The 23,061-nt window shown below is 35.5% G+C and carries 28 protein-coding genes and 1 pseudogene; 26 read left to right on the top strand and 3 right to left on the bottom strand.

The features are described from left to right. The first annotated feature begins 187 nt into the window (after window positions 1–187). The 8 genes from mltG (at window position 188) to mtnN (ending at window position 7,863) form a co-directional block, all read left to right on the top strand. Entirely contained in the window at window positions 188–1,306 is a 1,119-nt protein-coding gene (gene mltG / locus MKX53_RS10840; protein WP_340830936.1) for an endolytic transglycosylase MltG, read from the top strand. 114 nt (window positions 1,307–1,420) lie between these two features. Beyond that, complete coding sequence (locus tag MKX53_RS10835) at window positions 1,421–2,056, top strand: O-methyltransferase (RefSeq protein WP_340911195.1); 636 nt, start codon at window positions 1,421–1,423, stop codon at window positions 2,054–2,056. A gap of 5 nt (window positions 2,057–2,061) precedes the next feature. Then, window positions 2,062–2,991: a peptidase U32 family protein gene (locus MKX53_RS10830; RefSeq protein ID WP_340911193.1), complete on the top strand. Its 930-nt coding sequence runs from the start codon at window positions 2,062–2,064 to the stop codon at window positions 2,989–2,991. A 26-nt stretch (window positions 2,992–3,017) separates the two neighbouring features. After that, the gene (locus tag MKX53_RS10825; RefSeq protein ID WP_340911192.1) at window positions 3,018–4,292 is read left to right on the top strand and encodes a peptidase U32 family protein; all 1,275 of its coding nucleotides are present in this window, start codon (window positions 3,018–3,020) and stop codon (window positions 4,290–4,292) included. Next, window positions 4,292–4,930: a uridine kinase gene (gene udk, locus MKX53_RS10820; RefSeq protein ID WP_093537060.1), complete on the top strand. Its 639-nt coding sequence runs from the start codon at window positions 4,292–4,294 to the stop codon at window positions 4,928–4,930. Before MKX53_RS10825 ends, udk begins: the two co-directional genes overlap by 1 nt. Window positions 4,931–5,041: 111 nt before the next feature. Next, window positions 5,042–5,515, top strand: coding sequence for a transcription elongation factor GreA (gene greA / locus MKX53_RS10815; protein WP_340762769.1), 474 nt, complete (start codon window positions 5,042–5,044; stop codon window positions 5,513–5,515). An 868-nt stretch (window positions 5,516–6,383) separates the two neighbouring features. Next, window positions 6,384–7,079 (top strand): YrrS family protein, encoded by a 696-nt coding sequence (locus MKX53_RS10810; RefSeq protein WP_340911190.1) that lies wholly within the window; start codon window positions 6,384–6,386, stop codon window positions 7,077–7,079. Window positions 7,080–7,170: 91 nt separating this feature from the next. Next, window positions 7,171–7,863 carry a 5'-methylthioadenosine/S-adenosylhomocysteine nucleosidase gene (gene mtnN / locus MKX53_RS10805; protein WP_093537063.1) on the top strand — a complete coding sequence of 231 codons (693 nt, stop codon included), beginning with the start codon at window positions 7,171–7,173 and terminating at the stop codon, window positions 7,861–7,863. Window positions 7,864–8,058: 195 nt separating this feature from the next. Here the strand turns inward: mtnN and sigK are convergent, their stop codons facing one another. Beyond that, entirely contained in the window at window positions 8,059–8,787 is a 729-nt protein-coding gene (sigK, locus tag MKX53_RS10800) for an RNA polymerase sporulation sigma factor SigK (RefSeq protein WP_093537086.1), read from the bottom strand. Window positions 8,788–9,052: 265 nt separating this feature from the next. Next, a complete protein-coding gene (gene pssA / locus MKX53_RS10795; protein WP_340911187.1) occupies window positions 9,053–9,592 on the bottom strand; it encodes a CDP-diacylglycerol--serine O-phosphatidyltransferase in 540 nt (179 codons plus the stop codon). Window positions 9,593–9,683: 91 nt separating this feature from the next. Between pssA and MKX53_RS10790 the strand changes: the two genes are divergently transcribed. The 12 genes from MKX53_RS10790 (at window position 9,684) to MKX53_RS10735 (ending at window position 19,600) form a co-directional block, all read left to right on the top strand. Next, on the top strand, window positions 9,684–10,466 hold the full coding sequence (locus MKX53_RS10790) for a phosphatidylserine decarboxylase (RefSeq protein ID WP_340911184.1): 783 nt from the start codon (window positions 9,684–9,686) through the stop codon (window positions 10,464–10,466). Between the two features lie 38 nt (window positions 10,467–10,504). Then, a complete protein-coding gene (locus tag MKX53_RS10785; RefSeq protein ID WP_093537066.1) occupies window positions 10,505–11,026 on the top strand; it encodes a YqeG family HAD IIIA-type phosphatase in 522 nt (173 codons plus the stop codon). Beyond that, the gene (gene yqeH, locus MKX53_RS10780; RefSeq protein ID WP_340762764.1) at window positions 11,023–12,126 is read left to right on the top strand and encodes a ribosome biogenesis GTPase YqeH; all 1,104 of its coding nucleotides are present in this window, start codon (window positions 11,023–11,025) and stop codon (window positions 12,124–12,126) included. The genes MKX53_RS10785 and yqeH overlap by 4 nt, the downstream gene beginning before the upstream one ends. A gap of 11 nt (window positions 12,127–12,137) precedes the next feature. Further along, on the top strand, window positions 12,138–12,968 hold the full coding sequence (gene aroE, locus MKX53_RS10775; RefSeq protein WP_340911182.1) for a shikimate dehydrogenase: 831 nt from the start codon (window positions 12,138–12,140) through the stop codon (window positions 12,966–12,968). Then, window positions 12,955–13,260, top strand: coding sequence for a ribosome assembly RNA-binding protein YhbY (gene yhbY / locus MKX53_RS10770; RefSeq protein WP_093537069.1), 306 nt, complete (start codon window positions 12,955–12,957; stop codon window positions 13,258–13,260). The genes aroE and yhbY overlap by 14 nt, the downstream gene beginning before the upstream one ends. After that, window positions 13,257–13,829: a nicotinate-nucleotide adenylyltransferase gene (locus tag MKX53_RS10765; RefSeq protein WP_093537070.1), complete on the top strand. Its 573-nt coding sequence runs from the start codon at window positions 13,257–13,259 to the stop codon at window positions 13,827–13,829. The genes yhbY and MKX53_RS10765 overlap by 4 nt, the downstream gene beginning before the upstream one ends. After that, window positions 13,819–14,394, top strand: a complete 576-nt coding sequence (gene yqeK, locus MKX53_RS10760; protein ID WP_093537071.1) for a bis(5'-nucleosyl)-tetraphosphatase (symmetrical) YqeK — start codon at window positions 13,819–13,821, stop codon at window positions 14,392–14,394. Before MKX53_RS10765 ends, yqeK begins: the two co-directional genes overlap by 11 nt. Further along, on the top strand, window positions 14,391–14,744 hold the full coding sequence (gene rsfS / locus MKX53_RS10755; protein ID WP_093537072.1) for a ribosome silencing factor: 354 nt from the start codon (window positions 14,391–14,393) through the stop codon (window positions 14,742–14,744). The genes yqeK and rsfS overlap by 4 nt, the downstream gene beginning before the upstream one ends. Continuing rightward, window positions 14,744–15,478: a class I SAM-dependent DNA methyltransferase gene (locus MKX53_RS10750; protein ID WP_340911180.1), complete on the top strand. Its 735-nt coding sequence runs from the start codon at window positions 14,744–14,746 to the stop codon at window positions 15,476–15,478. The genes rsfS and MKX53_RS10750 overlap by 1 nt, the downstream gene beginning before the upstream one ends. 583 nt (window positions 15,479–16,061) lie before the next feature. Then, window positions 16,062–16,685: a helix-hairpin-helix domain-containing protein gene (locus MKX53_RS10745; RefSeq protein ID WP_340913325.1), complete on the top strand. Its 624-nt coding sequence runs from the start codon at window positions 16,062–16,064 to the stop codon at window positions 16,683–16,685. A gap of 69 nt (window positions 16,686–16,754) precedes the next feature. Beyond that, a complete protein-coding gene (locus MKX53_RS10740) occupies window positions 16,755–17,336 on the top strand; it encodes a ComE operon protein 2 (protein ID WP_093538481.1) in 582 nt (193 codons plus the stop codon). Between the two features lie 173 nt (window positions 17,337–17,509). Further along, window positions 17,510–19,600 (top strand): DNA internalization-related competence protein ComEC/Rec2, encoded by a 2,091-nt coding sequence (locus MKX53_RS10735; RefSeq protein ID WP_340911177.1) that lies wholly within the window; start codon window positions 17,510–17,512, stop codon window positions 19,598–19,600. Between the two features lie 95 nt (window positions 19,601–19,695). Here MKX53_RS10735 and MKX53_RS10730 read toward each other — a convergent pair whose 3' ends face one another. Further along, window positions 19,696–19,830 carry a YqzM family protein gene (locus MKX53_RS10730; RefSeq protein WP_090563866.1) on the bottom strand — a complete coding sequence of 45 codons (135 nt, stop codon included), beginning with the start codon at window positions 19,828–19,830 and terminating at the stop codon, window positions 19,696–19,698. A 155-nt stretch (window positions 19,831–19,985) separates the two neighbouring features. Here MKX53_RS10730 and holA point away from each other — a divergent pair, with 155 nt between their 5' ends. The 6 genes and pseudogenes from holA (at window position 19,986) to MKX53_RS10700 (ending at window position 22,998) form a co-directional block, all read left to right on the top strand. Then, a complete protein-coding gene (holA, locus tag MKX53_RS10725; RefSeq protein WP_093538482.1) occupies window positions 19,986–20,990 on the top strand; it encodes a DNA polymerase III subunit delta in 1,005 nt (334 codons plus the stop codon). Between the two features lie 51 nt (window positions 20,991–21,041). Continuing rightward, entirely contained in the window at window positions 21,042–21,275 is a 234-nt protein-coding gene (locus tag MKX53_RS10720; protein ID WP_340911174.1) for a DUF3953 domain-containing protein, read from the top strand. After that, window positions 21,275–21,847, top strand: a pseudogene (locus MKX53_RS10715) (DUF4269 domain-containing protein). Before MKX53_RS10720 ends, MKX53_RS10715 begins: the two are co-directional and overlap by 1 nt. A 72-nt stretch (window positions 21,848–21,919) precedes the next feature. After that, window positions 21,920–22,108 (top strand): hypothetical protein, encoded by a 189-nt coding sequence (locus tag MKX53_RS10710; RefSeq protein WP_340911172.1) that lies wholly within the window; start codon window positions 21,920–21,922, stop codon window positions 22,106–22,108. Continuing rightward, window positions 22,108–22,302 carry a hypothetical protein gene (locus tag MKX53_RS10705; RefSeq protein WP_340911171.1) on the top strand — a complete coding sequence of 65 codons (195 nt, stop codon included), beginning with the start codon at window positions 22,108–22,110 and terminating at the stop codon, window positions 22,300–22,302. The genes MKX53_RS10710 and MKX53_RS10705 overlap by 1 nt, the downstream gene beginning before the upstream one ends. A 261-nt stretch (window positions 22,303–22,563) precedes the next feature. Next, window positions 22,564–22,998: a hypothetical protein gene (locus MKX53_RS10700; protein ID WP_340911168.1), complete on the top strand. Its 435-nt coding sequence runs from the start codon at window positions 22,564–22,566 to the stop codon at window positions 22,996–22,998. Window positions 22,999–23,061 lie beyond the last annotated feature (63 nt).

The following is a 23,061-nucleotide window of genomic DNA, read 5'->3' as shown; positions in this document are numbered from 1 at the left end:
TACACATTCTAGCCTGTGGTGAATAGTGGTAACCATAATCACAAAAGAGAAAAAAATCTACTATATGTCAAGATTCTCTAAAAGCGTCAAGCTCATTACACACGGTAGATTATAGTAGATGATTTGTGCGCTTTTGTTCTTTTATATATTTTCTTGTATAATGAGATAGGATAAAGGGGGAGAACCCGTGGAAAATGAAACAAAAAAAGATATTATGTTTAAGAAAATGAAAAGTAAGAAAAAAGAAGTGAAACTTGTGAGAAAGATTGTTCTAATTATAACTTTCCTTGTAATTATCATCGGAGGGATAGCTGGTCTAGTTATCTATAATTATGTAGAATCAGCGCTCCAACCTTTAGACCCTAATTCCGAAGAGACTATAACCGTTGATATTCCAATTGGATCGGGCTTAGATAATATTTCCAGTGCATTAGAAAAAAGCGGAATTATAAAAGATGCAAAGATCTTTAAGTATTATGCAAAGTTTAACAATGAATCTCAGTTTCAGGCTGGGGAGTATAGTTTAACAAAAGCAATGACTTTAGACGAAATTATTGAAAGCTTAAAAACTGGTAAAGTTTACAGAGAACCGGTATTCGCGTTGACAATTCCAGAAGGATTGACACTTGAACAAATTGGACAAGTTATTGAAAAGAAAACTAAGCATTCTGCAGATGATTTCTTTTCACTTGTAACAAGTGAGGAATTTGTAGATCGAATGATGGTTAAATATCCAAACGTTCTAGGACCAGAGATTAAAGGAGAAAATGTACGCTATGCATTAGAAGGATATCTGTTCCCTGCGACCTATCCGTTTTTTGAGGAAAACCCTTCTATTGAGACAATAGTAGATATGATGCTCTCTAATACCGATAAAGTAGTAACATCTTACGTAGATATATTACAAGCAGAGGAAAAATCTGTTCACTGGTTATTAACTTTTGCGTCTTTATTAGAGGAAGAGGCTACAGCCCAAACAGATCGAGCAACAATTGCGAGTGTCTTTTATAACCGTATAGAAGATGGGATGCCTTTACAAACAGATCCAACTGTCCTATACGCTAAAGGGACACATAAAGATCGTGTGCTTTTTGAAGACTTAGAGTTTGATAATCCTTATAACACGTATCAAAACCAAGGATTACCGCCCGGACCCATCGCAAATGCTGGTAAATCATCTATAGAAGCAACACTTGATCCAAGCGATACAGATTATTTTTACTTCTTGGCAGACAAAGAAGGAACTAATCACTTTTCTAAAACCTATGATGAACATCTTCAAAAAATCGACGAATTTTTAAAATAAAAATTGTGCAGGAGAGGGAGTGTGTCGCATTCCTTCTCCTGCTATGTTATTATAAGAGTTGTTTTTTTACATAATAGGGATTACTATTTTATTGACCTAAAGGGGTTAGTCTAGATGAATATTAGTGATGATTTTTTAAAGGATCTGATAAAACCTCGATCCGCTATTTTTTTGGAAATGGAACAATATGCAAAAGATAATCATGTGCCTATCATGCAACTAATGGGTATGGAATCGCTATTGCAGCTCCTTTCTTTACAACAGCCAAAGTCTATTTTAGAACTTGGAACTGCTATCGGTTATTCTTCCATGCGAATGGCAACTAAACTTGAAGAAGCATCAATTGTGACTATTGAGCGAGATGAAGCTAAGGCAGAACTAGCAAAAGATTATATGCAACGGGCAGATTTACAACATCGTATTCAAGTAATTATAGGAGATGCGTTAGAGATTTCAGCAACAGAGCTGGGAGATTTCACTTTTGATGCTATCTTTATTGATGCAGCGAAAGGTCAATACAAAAATTTCTTCGAAAAGTATGCCCCATTTTTGAATGATGGTGGCGTTATTTATTGTGATAATTTATTGTTAAATGGCTTGTCCGAGTTACCGATGAGTGAAGTACCTAGAAGAAAAAGAACAATGGTCAGAAACCAACATCAATTTATGGAGTGGCTAATGAATCATCCAGATTATGATACAGCATTCCTACCTGTTGGAGATGGTATGTTAGTAAGTATTAAGAGGTGAAAGACATGAACAAAACAGAATTATTAGTTACACCTGCAAGTATTAGTCATATAGAAGAATTAATGGTAGCTGGAGCTGATGCTTTCTTAGTTGGTGAACAGTTTTTTGGTCTTAGACTTCCAGGAGAATTCACATTAGATGAAATTGCAACAGCAAGAGTTCTCACATCCAAACAAAACAAAAAATTATATGTTGCGATGAACGCTCTGTTTCATAATGACAAATTGGAAGCACTGGCTCCTTACATGAAAAGACTTCAAGAGATTGGTGTAGACGGCATTGTGTTTGGAGATCCGGCTGTCATTATCGCTAGACGTGAAGCAGAGGTAACTATTCCCCTACATTGGAATACGGAACAAACTGCAACCAACTATTTTACAGCGAATTACTGGGGAAAGCGTGGTTCTACTAGAGCTGTCCTTGCAAGAGAACTAAGTCTTGATGAGGTAGTAGAAGTAAAAGAAAATGCGACGGTTCAAGTAGAAGTTCAAGTACATGGAATGACTTGTATTTTTCAATCGAAGCGTTCACTTTTAGGGAATTATTTCTTATTCCAAGAAAAAGCATTGGAAGTAGAGAATCGCTCAAAAAACAAAAATATGTTCTTACATGACAAAGAACGTTCCAATAAATATCCGATTTATGAAGATAGCAACGGGACGCATATTTTCAGTCCAAACGATATGTGTATGATTGATGAACTAGATGAGCTATTAGATGCTGAAATAGATAGCTTAAAAATTGATGGAGTGTTACAAGACCCTTCCTATGTAACGGCTGTTACGAGCTATTACAGGCAAGCAATCGATGCCTATTATGAGTCAAAAGCAGCCTATAAAGCTTGTAAAAAAGAGTTGTATAACAAAATAGAAGAAATCCAACCAGCATTAAGACCGTTGGATACTGGCTTTTTCTTTAAAGAAACTGTGTATTAATCCGTTAGGAAAGGGTAGGTTTTACTTTGCTTAATACAAAATTAGATAAAATAAGTGAGCTAATTGACGGTAAACGTGTCATTACGAAAAAACCTGAATTGTTAGCACCAGCGGGAAGCTTAGAAAAGTTAAAAATTGCTGTTCACTATGGTGCTGATGCTGTGTTTATAGGCGGGCGCGAATTTGGACTTCGCTCAAATGCAGGGAACTTTTCCATAGAAGAAATGCGTGAAGGAGTAGAATTTGCTAGTCGCTATAATGCCAAAGTGTATGTGACTACTAATATTTTTGCTCATAATGAAAATATGGATGGGTTAGAAGAATATCTACAAGCAGTGGAATCCACTGGTGTAACAGGTATTATTGTTGCTGATCCTTTAATAATTGAGACATGCAGACATGTAGCACCCAAACTAGAGCTTCACTTAAGCACGCAACAATCCTTATCCAATTGGAAAGCTGTGCAATATTGGAAAGAGGAAGGGCTTGATCGAGTTGTCCTCGCTCGTGAAACTAGTGGAGACGAAATTCAGTTGATGAAAGAGAAAGTAGATATCGAAATTGAAACGTTTGTCCATGGTGCAATGTGTATTGCATACAGCGGTAGGTGTACACTTTCCAATCATATGACTGCCCGTGACTCAAATAGAGGCGGATGTTGCCAATCCTGCCGTTGGGATTATGATTTATATGAGCAAACTGACGGAGCAGAGCAAGCGTTATTTACGGAGGATGAAGTCCCGTTTGCGATGAGTCCAAAAGATTTAAAGTTATTGGAATCAATACCTCGGTTAATTGAATTAGGAATCGATTCTTTGAAAGTTGAAGGCCGTATGAAGTCAATTCATTATATTGCTACTGTTGTTAGTGTTTATCGCAAAGTAATTGATGCATATTGTGCTGATCCTGAAAACTTCCAAATGGAATCTAGCTGGGTCGCAGAACTAGAAAAATGTGCCAATCGGGAAGCTGATACGGCGTTTTTTGAGGCGGAACCTGGAGTTGAACAACAAATGTACGGGGTACACGACAAAAAATTAGGCTATGATTTTGTGGGACTTGTGTTAGAGTATAACGAAGAAACACAAATAGTTACATTGCAACAACGAAATTATTTTAAACCTGGGGACAAAGTAGAGTTTTTTGGTCCAGAAATAGATAATGTTGAAATGGTTATAAAAGAAATTACAGATGAAAAAGGACAATTATTAGATGCAGCAAGACATCCATTACAGATTGTTCAATTTAAATGTACTAAGAAATTATATCCAAATAATATGATGAGAAAAGGGATGAAATAATGACGAAGAAAACTCCTCTTATCATTGGGATCACAGGTGGATCAGGATCAGGTAAAACGAGTGTAACAAACGCTATAAGTGAAGTATTTAAGAACCATTCAGTTGTAGTAATACAGCAAGACTATTATTATAAAGATCAAAGTCACTTGAAGTTTGAGGAGAGACTTAATACAAATTATGATCATCCTCTAGCTTTTGATAATGACTTATTGCTTGAACATATTCACAATTTGTTAGACAATAAAGCAATTGAAAAGCCAGTATACGATTATGCAAAACATACTCGCTCTTCGGAAACGATTAAAATTGAGCCTAAAGACGTAATTATTTTAGAAGGTATTCTAGTATTGGAAGATGAACGACTTCGGAATATGATGAATATCAAATTATTTGTGGATACAGATGCAGACTTACGTATTATTCGTCGTATCTTACGTGATATTAACGAAAGAGGACGTACGGTAGATTCTGTTGTAGATCAATACTTAAATGTAGTTCGTCCGATGCATAACCAATTCATCGAGCCAACTAAAAGATATGCAGATGTAATTATTCCAGAAGGTGGCCAAAATGAAGTGGCGATCGATTTAATGGTAACAAAAATTAAAACTATTCTTGAAACGAATGTTATTGTATAATATGATGATTGAGATTGACAATAATTTCATGTAATTCATATCATTGTGATTAGATGCATATGAATGATACATGGTAAAGTTTTGAGTGTGTATTTAAAGGAGTGTATGGGAGTGTCAACAGAGAAACAGTATCCAATGACCGTTGCTGGTAAACAAAAATTACAAGATGAATTAACGCATTTAATAACGGTAAAACGTAAAGAGGTAGTAGAACGTATTAAAATTGCTAGAAGCTTTGGGGATCTATCAGAGAACTCTGAGTATGATTCAGCTAAAGAAGACCAAGCCTTTGTAGAGGGTAGAATTTCAACTCTAGAGTCAATGATCCGTAATGCGGTCATGATCGAAGGAGAAGGGAATAACGACATCGTTACGCTTGGTAAAACAGTAACATTTGTGGAAATTCCTGATGGTGATGAAGAGACTTACACAATCGTAGGTTCTGCAGAAGCTGATCCAATCGAAGGTCTAATTTCCAATGACTCTCCAATTGCTAAAGGTCTAATTGGCAAGACTACGGGAGATCGAGTGAAAATCCTAACTCCAGGTGGAGAAATGGACGTAGAAATAAAAACTATATCTTAAAATGAAGAGGTAAACGAAATCGTTTACCTCTTTTTTGATAAAAAAATATTGAAGATGCTCCCTGTCCACTGAGTTTGTGGATGAAAGAATAAATAAATGATACTACTGATTTACGTTTCAGGTGGTCGCTTTCCGCGGGCGAGGTCGAGCCTCCTCGTTCGCTGCGCTCCCTGTGGGTCTCAACTTTCTCGCTCATCCCGCTGGAGTCGCCACCTTACACTTCAATCAATTAAGTGAGTAGTACTTAACTCTAAGATATAGCATAGCTTTTGCTTAAATTATAAGAGTAGTACAAAGTAAAAAAAGGATAAAACCATCTGTAGTATTAAGAAGGCTATTCGATTAGTAAGTATAAAGAAAATAGATTTTATATATTACTAGTGGAAATAAAGAGAAGTAGTACTCAGTTTCTAAATAAAGAAGCAAAATAGCGAATGAAATTGTATCTTCATGAGCTTTCTCCCAGAATAAGAAATTTTTTCTCGAGTTATCCACAAACGAACTTACCTGTTTCTAAGAGTTACAGGAGGGTGACGGAAAGACAAACGCCATAAGATTACAGAAAAAAGAGATGCTGGTTGTGACTACCGTCACAACCAGCATCTCTAAAAAATCACTCGGTAATCATACAGGAAAACTTTGTCCAAAGGCCTTCGAAAACGATAGAAACATCTTTTAATCTTAAAAGAAGGTACTTTCCTAAATAGAATCTTTTACCTAAATCACCGGTCATGCAGTTGTGTAAAAAAGGTCTAGTTACATTTCGTCCTGACTATCAATCGGACTATTTTTGAGCTTAGTGAAACAAAACTCTATCATTATCGTCTATTTGTAGTATATTCTCTTATATTGAAGGAGGAAAAACAACATGCCTGAAAAGAATACGAAATTTGATTCGCGATTAGATCAACGAAATCATAAGAGAAAAAAGAATAATATTTTAAATATTCTTATTGGAATAGTAATTCTCCTCATTATCATCGTAACTGTAAACATTGTTACAGGTGATAACGACGAAGATAGTGCTAATACATCTAAAACAAAAAGTGAACAAGTAGAAGAAAGTACGGAGAATGAATCGGAAAATGAAGAAAAAGAAAAGGAATCTGAAGAAGTAGTGGGAAGTAGTACAGAATCTGCTGATTCTTCTTCGTCAACTGAAGAGACAACTACAGAAACAGAAGAGAACGAAAACACTGAAACAGAAGGTAATGAGGATAGTACTGTGACTACAGAACCTTCTAACGATTCAAATGTCGAATCAGTTGTTATAGATTCAGGATGGCAGCCCATAGGGACAGAGCAATCAGGTGAACATGTTTCTAGTTACACTAGCTCTTCTGTGGACTGGGATGAAAAAGTGAAAGCATTGGCCTACGGTGCTAATCTGGATCCTTCCAATATGTATGTTAAATATCTTGGTAACGGTGGAAGCCCCCAAAAATCTATAGGAACGGTTACTTCTAAGGATGGCAGCGAAATCTATCGTATATCTCTCGAATGGGTAGATGGTGAAGGATGGAAACCAACTAAAAAAGAAATACTTAAAGCATTAAAAAAATAGAGTCTTATATGAATAAAAAGAAAAGCTTCTTGACTTAAGAAGCTTTTTTCCTTATTTTTAAAGAAGTGCATTTTAGAGAGGGGCAGTTAAGTTGAAGATAGCAGTTATTGGTGCAATGGAAGAAGAAGTAGAGCTTCTGAGAAATGAAATTGAAAATCCTGAAACAAAGAGTATAGCAAATAGTGAATTTACCAGTGGTACATATAAAAATCATGAAGTTGTTTTATTGAAGAGTGGAATTGGAAAAGTGAACGCAGCTATGTCTACTTCCATTTTATTAAATGAATACAAACCAGATTATGTGATAAATACAGGTTCCGCAGGTGGATATGATCCAACTCTTGAGGTAGGGGCTATTGTAATTTCGGATGAGGTAAGGCATCATGACGTGGATGTCACAGCTTTTGGCTATGAAATTGGGCAAGTTCCTCAACTACCAGCAGCATTCAAAGCAGATGAAAGATTAATGAAATTAGCTGAAGAAGCTGTATATGAAATTGGTAAACACCAAGTTGCAACGGGCTTAATAGCTACAGGTGATATTTTTATGCATGATCCTGCAAAAGTAGAACAAGTTCGTAACCATTTCCCACAAATGAAGGCTTGTGAGATGGAAGCTGCTGCTGTTGCACAAGTTTGCTATCAGTTTGAAGTGCCTTTTGTTGTAATTCGTGCACTTTCTGATATTGCCGGAAAAGAGTCTTCCATGAGTTTCGATGAATTTTTGCCAGTTGCGGCAAAACATTCGACACAAATAGTATTGCAAGTAATTGGGAAATTATAACTTTGTCATTAAATCGCCATACAGAGTAGTTTTAAGCATATTAATAATACCCCTGTTTTGTGCTATTATAACAGTATCAAACGCTTTCAATATTAGAGGGGGAAATCGAATGTTGTTTCTTATGGCGACGGCAATTTTAATAACAGCAGTTTTAGGATTTATCATTATCGCAGAGACAAGTGAAGATTGAACTAACTAAACTCTTTTGGTGTTTGATACATCAAAGGAGTTTTTTTCATGTATATAGGATTGATACAGTTTGACTAGCGCGCGTTTTTCAATACGTGAAACGTAACTTCTCGATATTTTAAGCTGTTTCGATATATCTTTTTGAGTCATTGGCTCATGACCTAACAATCCATATCTTCGAATGATAATTTCAAGTTCTCTGCTCTCTAGTTGAGACAGATGTCGATATAAGCTATTCGTATCCTCCTCTTCTACCAACTGTTCATCGGTGCTTTTATCGATACCTGGGAGTAAGTCTGTAATTTCTAAGGAGTGTCCATCTTTATCCATACCAATTGGCTCATGAAGAGAAACATCCTTTTGTACTTTCTTTAATGATCGCAAATACATTAATATTTCATTTTCGATACATCTAGCAGCATATGTTGCTAACTTCGTTTTCTTTGTAGGAGTATAGCTATTAACAGCCTTCATCAGACCGATTGTCCCTATTGAGATATAGTCATCCAGTAGTTCATGTTTTGGGTGGAATTTTTTTACAACATGGGCAACCAATCGCATATTCCTTTCGATAAGTTCGTCACGAGCAGATAAATCGCCACCTAAAAAACGATCAAGCATGACTTTTTCTTCTTCGGGAGTAAAGGGTTGATGAAAAGCCTGGCCTTTCAAATAACCAAGAACGAGAGGGAATTCTACAAAGATGCTTATAAAGGCAGTCATTAAACCTGTAATGAGGTTCACCTCCATCTAGTTGTTAGACCAGTATATGTCGAAAGCTGACAAAATATGAAAATAGCGACCGCAATCAAAGATGCTTTTCTTAAATAAAAGGAGTATAAACAATGTAGTAGAAGGTCGAAGGATAGGGAAAATTATATGTATCGAAAAAAGAGCTGCTAGCGTGACATCAGTCACGGCTAGCAGCTCAAAAAACAACCAATAATAATATATTGAAAAAGTCTGTTCGGGTTAGAATCTTAAAGGACTGTTTTTCTCGTTAAACTTTTCTTAGCGTAAATGTACTGATCATCAATAATGCGAGAATAATGAATAAGAACATGTACGATACAGATGGTATATGTTCTATCGCAAAATAAGAAAGTGTTAAAATTACACCCGCAACAGTAATTGGTAATCCAGTGAAAAAACCATTTGGTTCAGAAATATTAAATCGTGCAAGTCTGAAAGCACCACATGCTATATAGATTACGGTTATTATCATACCGGTAACACTAAACTCTTGCAAAACCAATGAATAAATCAGTAATGCAGGAGCTACCCCGAATGAAATAATATCGCTCATGGAATCTAGTTGTTTGCCTAATTCGGATTCAAGATGAAATCTTCTTGCTACTATTCCATCAAATCTGTCTAAAAGGCCAGCTATAAATATAAATAATACACTGAATGTGTAATTTTCATTCATCGTTGCCATGATGGCTGCTCCACCAAATGCAAGATTGCCAATGGTGACCATATTCGCCGCATGTGATTTCAATTTTTTTACTGTTTGATACATTGCGTTTTGTAAAAACATTGCAAATCACTCCTTTACAAGTAACGTATTTGTTCATTATACTTCGATTAAGTAAAAATAGTAAGTTTAATTTTTTCAAGGGAGTTAAAAAATGAGAGAAAAATTATATCAAACCATGATTGAATTAACAAATGGGAAATGGTCCTCGTCACTAATCAGAGGGTTTACCCAATCGAAAGCAAGCAAACGTATAATTCCCTCATATATTAAATTTTTTAATATATCCATACAAGATACAATACAAAAGAGAGAGGATTTCACCACTTTACATGACTTTTTTATTCGTAAAGTTAAAGAGGAAAGTCGTCCAATTGATTTAACGCCGAATAGCATCATTAGTCCGGTCGATGCCACTATTGAAACATTTGGGGATATTACAGAAAAAGGGCTCTTTTATGTAAAACAGAAAACTTACACCTTACAGGATATGCTAGGTTCGGAAAAAATAGCTTCGTCCTTTCAAAATGGAAAATATATTGTTTTGTATTTAAGTCCAGCAGAATATCACCGTATACATTCTCCTGTAGATGGTAAAATACTTAACCAATATATTCTTGGTAAAAAATCGTATCCGGTCAATAAATGGGGGCTTCAGTTTGGGAAACAAACGATAAGTGGTAACTATCGAATGTTAACGGAGTTAGAAATGCCTAACGCAAAGAAATGTATACATATAAAGGTAGGAGCCATGTTTGTCAATTCTATAGAGCTTACAAACAAATCAAATGCATGGAAAAAAGGAGAAGAAATTGGATACTTTTCCTTTGGATCGACCGTTGTTATGCTATTTGAAGAAGGTAGTGTGGAGTTCTCAAGTGCTGTTCATCCAGGTAAATTTGTCCGGATGGGTGAGAATGTAGCAAATATGCTATAATAAATAATAGAAAAAGCCTCGAATTGGAGTGTTCGTCTTTGTATTCATATCTTATACCTAGTGAATTTGTAAGAAGTGTCTTTCATATTACCCCTGAATTGTTAGTAGAAAAAGGGATTAAGGCAATTATTACAGATCTAGATAACACATTAGTTGAATGGGATCGACCTGATGCTACCCCTAAATTAATCGAATGGTTCGCAAGTATTAAAGCTGCAGGAATTCAAGTAACGATTGTTTCTAATAACAATGAGTTACGAGTTAAATCCTTTGCTGACCCACTTGGAATTCCATTCATATTTAAGGCACGTAAACCACTTGGAAAAGCATTTCTTAAAGCATTAAGTATTATGTCAGTTAAACGAGAAGAAGTGGTAGTCATTGGAGATCAGTTATTAACCGATGTATTTGGTGGCAACAGATTAAAGCTTCATACGATATTAGTCATTCCGGTTGCAAAATCAGATGGATTTGTGACTAAGTTTAACCGTATAGTAGAACGAAGAATTTTTAGTTACTTGGACAAAAAAGGACAAGTTACATGGGAGGAAGAAGCGTGACAGAAGCACCAAAATGTATCGGTTGCGGTACAACTATTCAAACAGAAAAACTAGGAGAACCTGGTTATGCACCAATATCTTCTTTAGAAAAAGAAGATATTATATGTCAGCGTTGTTTCCGATTGAAGAATTACAATGAATTACAACCAGTTTCTTTAACAGATGATGATTTTCTTCGAATTTTAAACAGTTTAGGAACGCAAAAAGGGTTAATCGTTAAGATTGTAGATATTTTTGATTTTAATGGTAGTTGGTTACCTGGATTGCATCGTTTTGTTGGAAATAACCCTATTCTGCTAATCGCTAATAAGGCTGACTTATTACCTAAATCAGTGAAAAAGAATAAAGTCATCAATTGGATGAAACACGAAGCTAAAAAATTAGGTTTGTCTCCAATAGATGTTTTATTTGTGAGTGCGCATAAAGGAACAGGCATGCCAGAAGCTATGGAAGCTATCGAGCACTATAGAAAAGGTGAAAACGTTTATGTTGTTGGTTGTACAAATGTTGGGAAGTCGACTTTTATTAACCGCATTATAAAACAAGCTACTGGAGAGGATGCGATTATTACGACATCGCATTTCCCGGGAACTACATTAGACATGATTGAAATTCCATTAGATGATAAAAAATCATTATTTGATACTCCTGGTATTATTAATCACCATCAAATGGCGCATTACCTAGACTCATCGGAGTTGAAATATATAACACCTAAAAAAGAAATCAAACCAAAAGTATTCCAACTAAATAGCGAACAAACCTTATATTTAGGCGGACTTTCTCGTTTTGACTTTATCAAAGGTGAACGAGCAGCATTTACTTGTCATATAGCGAATGATATTCCAATTCACCGCACTAAATTAGAAAATGCCGATAATTTATACAAAGAGCATAAAGGTAAATTATTATCTCCACCGAGTGAGGAGTTTGCAGATCTATTACCTCCATTAGTTCGTCATGAATTTAAGATTAAAGACGACAAAACTGATATTGTATTTTCAGGGTTAGGGTGGATTACTGTACAACGGGGTGGAGTAATTGTAGCTGCACATGCCCCAGCAGGTGTTGAAGTGTCTATTCGTCCATCATTAATATAGGAGGGATAGATTTGAAAAGATGGTTTGCTGTAATAGGAAATCCGATATCACATTCCTTTTCACCTACAATGCACGAAACATGGTTAAAACAGCTAGATATAGATGCAAGTTATATTCCAATACATGTTGAACAGAATAATTTAGAGCAAGCAGTTGAGTCTTTAAAGCTTTTAGGATGTAGTGGTTGGAATGTAACTGTTCCTTTTAAACAAGAAATTATTCCGTTTCTGGATGAAATAGATGATTCTGCAAGAGGAATAGGAGCAGTAAATACAGTTGTGAAAACATTAGACAATAAATATGTTGGGTTTAATACCGATGGATTAGGTTTTGTTGAATCCCTCGGATCCATTTTACCTGAGCAAAATATATTGTTGATTGGGGCTGGAGGAGCTGCACGCGGAATAGCTCATGCTTTCAATAGTCTTGGTTATACACAGCTGACAATAGCGAATAGAACGTTAGAAAAGGCTAAAGTACTTGTGGAAGAACTACAGACCGGACAGGCGTTGACTCTGGAAGAAGCTGAAAACATATTAGACACGTTTGATATCGTTGTTCAAACGACGTCATTAGGCATGAAAACTAGTGAAGCATCCTTACCAATTCAACTAAATCGGTTAAAAGAGAATGCAATTGTTGCAGATATCGTATATAATCCTTTAGTTACCCCTTTTCTAGAGGAAGCGAAGAAAAACAATGTTCGAACAATTAATGGTCTAGGAATGCTTGTACATCAAGGAGCACTGGCCTTCTCATATTGGAATGGAACCAAGCCCGATACTGACGGGATGATCCAACAATTGATAGAGCAATTAGGAGGAAATTATGTTAACAGGTAAACAAAAAAGATTTTTACGTAGTCAAGCACACAATCTATCCCCGATTTTCCAAGTCGGCAAAGGTGGAGTGAACGATGCGATGATTAAACAAATCGGAGAAGCACTAGAAGTTCGTGAATTAGTTAAAATTAGTATTTTACAAAACTGTGAAGAAGATAAGCAGGAAGTGGCAGAAGCACTTGCAAAGGGTACTAGAGCAGAGCTAGTGCAACTGATTGGTTTAATGGTAGTGCTTTATAAACCATCTAAAAATAACAAACGAATCGAGCTTCCAAAAGCGAGTCGTGCATGAGAAAAAAAGTAGGGATTTTAGGTGGGACTTTTAACCCGCCGCATATTGGACATTTAATCATTGCAAATGAAGTACTCCACGCGTTGAACCTAGATGAAGTGTGCTTAATGCCAAATGCTAACCCTCCTCATAAAGAAATTCAAAATAGAGTCACAGCTGAGCAACGTCGAACTATGGTGGAATTATCAATACAAGACGTGCCAAAGTTAAAAATAGAAACGATTGAAATCGATCAAGGGGGTACATCTTACACTTTTGATACGATGGAACTTCTTAGAAGACGTGAACCAGAAACTGATTTCTATTTTATTATCGGTGGAGATCAAGTGGAGGATTTACCTAAGTGGTATCGAATCGAAGATCTTATTCAAAATGTGCATTTAGTAGGAGTGCCAAGACCAAATAAATCGCTCGAAACTGCATATCCTATAGTAACTATAGAGATACCTCAAATCGATATATCTTCTACGACCGTACGAAATCGAATAACACACGGCGAAACTACCAAGTTTCTTATAAGTGATGCTGTTCGAGAATACATCCGAGAGGAGAAGTTATATGAAGCATGAATATTTACTGGAGCAGATGAAAAGTCGAATGCCTGAAAAGCGTTTTATACATACAAGGGGTGTAGCTGAAACAGCTATTCAATTAGCCGAGTTGTATGGAGAAGATCCTGAAAAAGCAGAGATTGCGGGAATTTTACATGATAGTGTAAAGTACGCCGAGCAAGAATGGCTGAGGTCTATCATTGTTTCACAAAATATGAATCCGGTATTATTGGATTTTAATCATGAATTATGGCATGCACCTGTTGGAAGTTATGTTGCTAAAACAGAATTTCAAATTGCGGACGAGGATATATTGAAAGCTATTGAGTTCCACACAACAGGTCGAGCTGGTATGTCCAAGTTAGAAAAAATAATTTATGTTTCAGATATGATAGAGCCTAGTCGGAAATTTTCTGGAGTCGAACCTTTACGGGAAAAAGCAAAGATCGATTTAGAAGACGCGATGACCAGTTGTATAAAGCATAGTATTTCATTTTTAATAGAAAAAAAACAACCGGTATTTCCGGACTCATTTCATTGTTACAATGATTTGATACAACAGAGAGGAAAAGTGAAAGAATGACATCTTCAAATTCATTAGTAGAAATCGCTTTTAAAGCAGCGGACGATAAAAGAGCAGAGGATATTGTCGTATTAAATATGCAAGGAGTTTCTTTACTTGCTGATTACTTTTTAATCTGTCATGCAAACTCAGATCGTCAAGTTCAAGCTATAGCAAAAGAACTAGAGGACCAAGCTTTCAAAGCAGGATTTAGAGTGAAACGATTAGAAGGTTTTGATGAAGCAAGATGGATTTTAGTCGATATGGGTGACGTTGTAGCACATGTATTCCACAAAGATGAACGTGCTTATTATAATTTAGAAAGACTTTGGGGAGATGCACCAATGATCGAAGTTGGGCAAGATGCTTAATGTCTACCTATGAACAATTTGCTTATATTTATGATTCATTAATGTCCGACATTCCGTACAATAAATATGCGGAATGGGTACAATCGAATGCTCCGCTGAATACACCCAAAAGATTAGTCGATATTGGCTGTGGAACAGGGGTTCTTAGTATCCAATTTGCTAAAGCAGGATATGAGGTTATAGGTGTAGATTTATCAGATTCTATGCTTACAGTTGCTCAAAATCGAAGCTTTGAAAATGGAACGGACATCACTTTTATCTGTCAGTCAATGGCTGATCTTGAAGGTGTAGATGAGGTAGATGTAGCGGTTATTGCTATAGATTCTCTAAATTATTTAGAGACATTAGAAGAAGTGGAACAGACATTTAAACGTTTGTTTGCTTCTTTAAATCCAAATGGACAATTGTTTTTTGATGTCCATTCACTTTATAAAATGGATGTAATTTACCCAAAAGGTCCTTTTACGTACGAAGATGAGGAAGTTGCTTATCTTTGGCATACGGAACCAGGGGTAGAGGAGCATTCTATTTATCATGATATTACTTTTTTTGTTCGTGATGAATCAGGTTATTATGAACGCTTTGAAGAATCCCATTATCAACGTACGTATTCCATAGAAACTTTTACTAATCTTCTTGCAAAAGTAGGATTTTCTTCCGTGAATGTGCGTGATGATATTTTTGGAAAGCCTTCAGAAGAAGTGGATAGATGGTTTATCCACGCTGTGAAATAAGAAAAAGAGCCCTTTATCAGGCTCTTTTTTTAAGGAAATAAATAAAAACGTCTTGTAAACACTGGTTTTATAGAGCTTGAAAGAATGAGAAATTACTGATTTTGGTCTCAGGTGGTCACTTTCCGCGGGCTTGGCTTCAGCCTCCTCGTCACTACGGATCATTACTTATTTTAATATAATGCACCTACATTTACGTGGTTTTATATCCAATTATCCAAATATATAAAGTGGATCTAGTTGATTAGAGCGCAGTGCGGCGACTCCCGTGCCCACGGAAAGCGTCCATTCGGAAAGGAAATCAACGGCATATCTACGTTTCTATTTTTAGAAGTTCGGGCGTCTTTTTATCCAGTTTTTTTATTCACCTGTATCTGCGTCGTTGCTCTACCTCCAAAGCATGAAAGTGTATTGTAATAGAAATAAGCGGTGGATTATTGATAGAAAACTAGATTACCCCCTCGATATCTATTTATTTTTATTGTTTTATTTCGATTACTTTTTTCCATAAAAATAACTCTTTTCAACTAGAGGTAAATTTAGTATAGTCTTCTTAACTCCATATAATTACCTCTTATGAAAGAGGCTGATAAATCTGCTCCAACTATTCATCCAAAAATATAAGAAAAAGCTATTACTCCCAGTAGTAGTTATAGGAATAATACTGTTTATCAGTATTCAATCCTTTTTAAAATCGGCAACCCCCCAAGCCGATTCCATTCCAACTATCCCTTTAAAAGAAAATCTTACTGTAGAAGAAACAATTGAATATGTAGAAGACCCCATAGTATTCGTAGAAGTAAAAGGTGCTGTGATGAAGCCAGGAGTCTATGAGCTTTCTGAAGGAGACCGTGTGTTAAAGGCGATTGAAATGGCTGGAGGTTACATAGAGTCTAGTAATTCCAAACATATCAATCATGCAGAGCGTGTAAAAGATGAAATGGTTATTTATATTCCAAAAGAAGGCGAAGAAGTAGAAGAATCACCTTTAGCTACTAACGGCAATTCACAGTCATCATTAGTGAACATAAATAATGCTGATGCCACAGTTCTGACTACTTTACCTGGTATTGGGGTTGCTAAGGCGGAGGCTATTATTGCTCATCGGGAGCAGTCTGGAGCCTTCAAGGAAAAACAAGATTTGACGAAAGTGACAGGTATTGGACAAAAGACATTTGAGAAACTCGAACCATTAATAACGGTAAAATAATAAATGCATTATTGATGTTTCTTACACAAACTACTACACTTAAAGAAATATTATTTTGGGGGTAGTTATATGGAGAGAATTACTTGGGATCAATTTTTCATGGCTCAGAGCCATTTACTTGCACTAAGAAGCACATGTACACGTCTTGCTGTTGGTGCAACGATTGTTCGTGACCGCCGTATTATGGCTGGAGGATACAATGGATCTATTTCTGGTGGCGACCATTGTATTGATCATGGATGTTATGTTGTAGATAACCATTGTGTTAGAACGATACATGCAGAGATGAATGCTCTTTTACAATGCGCTAAGTATGGGATTACAGTAAGTGGCGCAGACTTATATGTCACTCATTTCCCATGTCTTCCATGCACAAAATCGATTATTCAATCTGGTATTAGTCGTCTCTACTATGCTCAAGATTATAAAAACAACACCTATGCCATTGAATTATTAAACAAAGCTGGAGTCGAGGTTATTTATGTGCCTTTTGATGAAAGAAAGATAGACTTTCTAAGTGATGAAAAAGTTGCGCTTTACGCAGAGCTGATTTCAAAGCTAAGAGAAAAAGGAGCCAGTAGTGAAGAAATGGAACCATATGAAAAGAAGGTGGCTGACCTATTTGGATTAACAACTTCCGTGGGAATTTAATATATATTGCAATAACAACTATAATCGGTGTAATAGCTGCATATGAATCTACCCTTATCCTTTTATTCCTGATTATAATTCTACTTCTGCTTTTATATAAACAGTTTCCGATATCTTTAATAGTCATTGCTTTAAGCGTTGGAGTCGGTTGCTTTTTTTGGACGGAGGATAGGATGCCTGTTCTTCCATCTGAGGAAAGAGTCACTGAAATTACATGGACTGATACTTATCGCATCAATGGGAGCACTATGAGGGGTTTTGCTATATCGGAGAACAAGGATAAGTGGTATGTTCAATTAAAACTTGAAAGTGAGCAACATAAGGAAGCCTTCCAAAGACATTCGCTTGCCGGTTTGACTATGAATGTTGTGACAGAAGAAACTCCTAATAGGCCTAAGGCACATATATATGCATTTGATATGGAAAGTTATTTGAAAAGTAATGGTTCTGTTGGACAACTTCAGATATCTCAATACGAACTACTTGAACAGAAATCGGGTTTTATAACGTTTATGGCAGGGCAACGTTTTAAAATGAAGCAACATATCCAGGAACACTTCCCAATATCCCTCGAAGCAGAGGCTGAAGCGCTTCTAATAGGAAGTAGGGAGCAGATGTCCACTGATATGCAAACAGCCTATGAGACGCTCGGTATAACCCATTTATTCGCTATTTCAGGTCTCCATGTTGCGTTAATCGTTTGGTTAATCTATGAAATGATGATTCGTTTGGGTGTAAGGAGAGAAACAGCGAACTGGTTGCTTATAATTACTTTACCTTTATATGCTTTGCTGGCAGGTGGAGCTCCTTCCGTTTGGAGATCCGTTTCGGTGACAGAAATCGTACTGATTTCAATGCTTTTACAAAGAAAAATAGCCATAGAAGATGCTTTTTCACTAAGTATTATCGGATTTGTTTTTTTAACACCTTGGATTATATTCCAAATTGGTTTTCAACTCTCCTATTTAGCCGCTTTTTCCCTTATTTTCTCCTCCATATTATTGAAAGCAAGTCATTATTATTTATTTCAATCCTTTAAAATTACTGCAGTTTGCCAACTCATCGTATATCCCATTCTTCTTTATCACTTTTATGAAATTTCTATTTCTTCTTTTCTCGCAAATTTAGTTTTTGTTCCGTTATTTTCTTTTGTCATTTTACCCCTCAATCTTTTGATTCTATTGCTAACCTTTATTTTACCGTCCATCTCAGAAGTATTATTTCTTTTCTATGAACCTGCTAGAGGGGTGCTAGATATCTTCATTTTGAAGTTAGGTACTTTACCATACCAGATGTGGAATCCGGCTAAACCTGCTGTTGAAATAGTATTAATAGCATATTTAAGCGTATGTTTTTTACTTGTTTCTTTAGAAAGAAAAAAGAGTAGGTTTATAAGCATCATCTTATTCTTATTCGTTATAGGATTCATTCAGATTTCACCTTATTTCGATTCCTCTACAAGAATTTCTTTTGTAAATGTCGGACAAGGTGACTGCATCCTCATTGAAATGCCTTTTCGAAAACAAATAATTATGATTGATACTGGGGGATTATTAAGGTTTGATCAAGAAAGTTGGAAGCAAACAAATGAACCATATGAAATTGGTCGGCAGGTTGTATTACCTTTTTTAAAAGGAAAAGGGATCAATACTATCGATACGTTAATTATTACGCATGCAGATGCTGACCATATGGAAGGTGCAGAAGAAGTTTTGAGGGGAGTAGTAGTTAAAGAAATTCATATTACACCGGGATCTGGGGAGAAGGAAGTGATGAATGATTTGTGGATGGAAATTGAGAAACGAGGAATCCCGGTATACGAAAAGAAAGCAGGAGATATTATCGTTTCAGATTATTTTCACTTTCAATATTTATATCCAATGGATGAAATATATGAAGGAAATAATGACTCCCTTGTGCTTTCTATGAGAAATAATTACTTTCATGGATTATTCATTGGTGATTTAGAGGAACAAGGTGAGTTGGATTTGGTGGAGTATTATTCACATATATTACACCAAATGGATGTCTTAAAAGTGGGGCATCACGGCAGTAAAACATCTAGTATTGAACAGTTTTTGACATTAGTACAACCAGATGTAGCGATTATCCAAGCTGGATTTGAGAATCGATATGGTCACCCTCATCCGGAAGTAGTGGAGCGATTAAGAAAATTAGATATTCCCTATTTACAGACGGGAATGAACGGTACAATCGAAGTCAAAATTAATAAAAGTGGAGACATGTCTGTTATGATTCCGTAAAGTAAACGAAAAAAGGGTTTTACCTTCACAAGGCAAAACCCCTTTTTATTTTCAATCAGGATGATTGAAGAATATCTCACTAATTGAAGTTTACTTTATCGAGCTACGAACTCAATAACTGTTGCAATAACAAACATGATTGCAAAAAAACCAAAGGAGACTACAAAACCTACACCAGAATCGATCGCGTCGTTACGTTTCGACTGGACATTTTGTTCAAATTCATTCATTGTTACCCCTCCTATTTCCACCTTATTATAAAGGATTGCCTATGAAAAATCTATAAACAAACTTTTCTTTTTCTAGTTAGGCACATAATGTCACAATTTATCCATGTATTTACGATATAATGAAATTTAACTATACATAGCAGGGAGCACTTAATATGATTTCAGAAAAGTGGATGCAAATATCCAATAATAACATTTCTTCTGTGTATTTATTATACGGGATAGAAGCGTATTTTATCGAAGAAACTTTAAAAAGAATTAAAAGACAATTAAGTGACCAAGGCGAATTAGAAGTGATCACTTTTGATATGGAGGAAAGCAAAGTCGACGAGGTGATGTATGAGGCGGATACTATTCCTTTCTTTTCAGATAAGAAACTTGTAATTGCCAAAAATGCTTTCTTCTTAAAAGCAACGGAAAAAGGAAAAGAAAAAATAGCTCATGACACATTGAGTCTAGAAGAGTGGCTTAAATCACCTTCACCATCGGCAATAACCGTTTTTATAGCACCATATGAGAAACTAGATGAACGCAAGAAAATCACCAAGGCAATGAAGCAAGCGGCAAATGTAATAGAGTCAGCTAGTTTACAGGTTCATGACTTAAAAGGGTGGATTTTACATGAACTTTCTTCCCATGGGAAAACGATGTCTGATGGGGCGATAGATTGCCTAATTGAACTTGGAGGAACCGATCTTGTACATCTGCAAACGGAGCTAACAAAAATAGCTACATATGTTGGTGAAGAGCCAGAAATTGATGTGGATACTATCAAGAAGCTTTTAGTTCGGACATTAGAGCAGGATGTTTTTACACTAGGAAATGCATATCTTTCGGGCAATAAGAGTGTTGCGATTGAAATTTATCACGATTTATTAAAGCGAAAAGAAGACCCATTGAAACTAAATGCATTAATAGCAACGCAAGTTAGATTAATGGTGCAAGTTAGTCATTTAAAGAAAAAAGGCTATCATGCACAGCAGATTGCCAATCAGTTGAAAGTACATCCATATCGAGTGAAGTTATTAATAGATCACCCTATGCTTCACAATGAACAAAAACTATTGCAAACACTGAATGATTTAGCAACAGTCGATTTGCAATTAAAGACACTCAATATAAACCGTGATCGCATCTTAGAGATGTTTTTGTTGAAATAGAGAAATTTGTAGTGAAAGAGATTCGATAACCGTTAATAGGGGGAGTAATTGATGAAAATAACTAAATTTATATTAGCATTAATTATTATTATTTTTTCAAGTTACAGTCTTTTAAGTAAAAATTTCGAGTCACTGCCTTTTATGATGTTCTTCTTAGGTGCGTTTATGCTGGTCTCAGGTTTATCTGAATTTCAGAAAGACAGAAAAAGATTTGAAGGGTACATGTTCATGGCGGTTTCTATATTTATTTTCTTTGTTTCCATACAGGGGTTTTTATTGAATTAATGGAAAAAAAGACTCTAAAATTATTTTTGGGGGGACCTAAAATGTTCGATACAATAGATTACTTACAATTAGGAAATGAAAAACAAATTAATGCTTATAATGCTATTAGTAATTTAGAAATAATGGCTGACTTAAGGGAATATAACCCAACACTTTGTGGTACATTTCCCATTGGAATTGATATAGTAGGTTCTGATTTAGATATTATAATGGATGTCTCTGATTTATCGCTGTATGAGAAAAGGATTGAAACATTGTATGGAGGTAAAGAAAAATTCTTTTTAAAAAGGCTAATAATCTGAGGGGTCCCAGTAGTTAAAGCAAAATTTGTATTTGGCGGGTTTGAATTTGAATTATTCGCTCAATCGCAGCCCGTAAAAAAACAGTACGCTTTTCTACATATGATAATTGAAAATGCTTTATTGGAACAATTCCCCTACATTAGAGCTGAAGTAATACGATTAAAAAAAGAAGGTATGAAAACTGAGCCTGCTTTTTGTAAAATTTTTGACTTAGATGGAGACCCATATGAGAGTTTGTTACAGTATGGAAGACGTTTGGAAATTATTTAACTAATGGATGAATTAGATGAAAATGTAACTTATTCTCTTTTCAATCGTATAAAAGTTAAGGAGGAGATATAAATGAAATATACCTTAGTATTATTCATTTCAGTATGTTTGATGCAAGTAATAATTTTGACGAATATCACTCTTTTTGATGGACAACTGAATGGAATTACAATGTGGTTATGTACTGCTGTTTTTATCTTTTCTGCGACCATATTTGGTTTAAGTAGAAAACCTGTTATGGATTCAAAGAGGAATAAATAATGAAAATTAATACTTATTTTATTCAATTAGCAAGCACGATTATTGTTATTTTTGGAGGCACTTTTACAATTCGTTATTTTAGAGCTGGAGAACTTTTATTAGATCAACTTATTGGATCGATGGTTGGTATTTTGTTTCTAATGGCAACAATTATTTGGAAAAAGTCTTTGTTAAGCAAACCGTTGCTAAAGTGAACTATAAAATATGTATACTTTAGTGAAGCTACCTCTTATGAATTTGTAGGTTTAGCTGTATTTGAGAATGAGAAACCATTTGTATTTGAAATAGGTTTCTTTTTTTACGTCAAAAATTAATGAAGCACACACCCTTTCAAGCATGAAAAAGAATGAGTATCCCCAAAGTACTTGTAATAGGAAAGGAATTATGAAACTTTTTGAATATTCTAACGTAAATTAGTACAATTATATATAAATTTACGATAGGGAGGGATAAAGATGAATATTGTATTTATGGTGATTTTTGCAGGTATTGCTATTACAGTTGTATATAAAATAGCCCATCTCATCTATTTAGTATTTAAACTCGGTTTTAGCTTAGAAGTGATTAAATTCATACTCATCATTGGCCTCATGGCTACCTTTGCAGTATTTATATTAGTAGCAACAGATTTTAGTACAGCAAGTTTCCTTATTTCGTCACTAATAGGTGGCGGTATTTTACCCTCATTATTTGAAATTACAAAGATGAAGCCAAAATCCCATTATGGAGAGAAGAGACCTGTTACCGTATCAGCAAGCAACTATGCATGGAGTTACTATGGTGGAGGAAATGGGGATTGTGGAAATGTAGGTATTAGTAGCGGCAGTAGCGCTAGTTTTCACGGAGATAGCGGTAGTGGAGGGGATTGTGGTGGAGGTGGAGGAGAATAACATCGCCCACTTCTCAATATCAGATCTTATTCTATTAAAATCTTTGGAATAAAAAATAAAGAC

The sequence above is a fragment of the Psychrobacillus sp. FSL K6-4615 genome (genome assembly GCF_038008225.1).
Lineage (GTDB): Bacteria > Bacillota > Bacilli > Bacillales_A > Planococcaceae > Psychrobacillus > Psychrobacillus psychrotolerans.
This window is presented reverse-complemented; position numbering and strand designations above follow the sequence as displayed.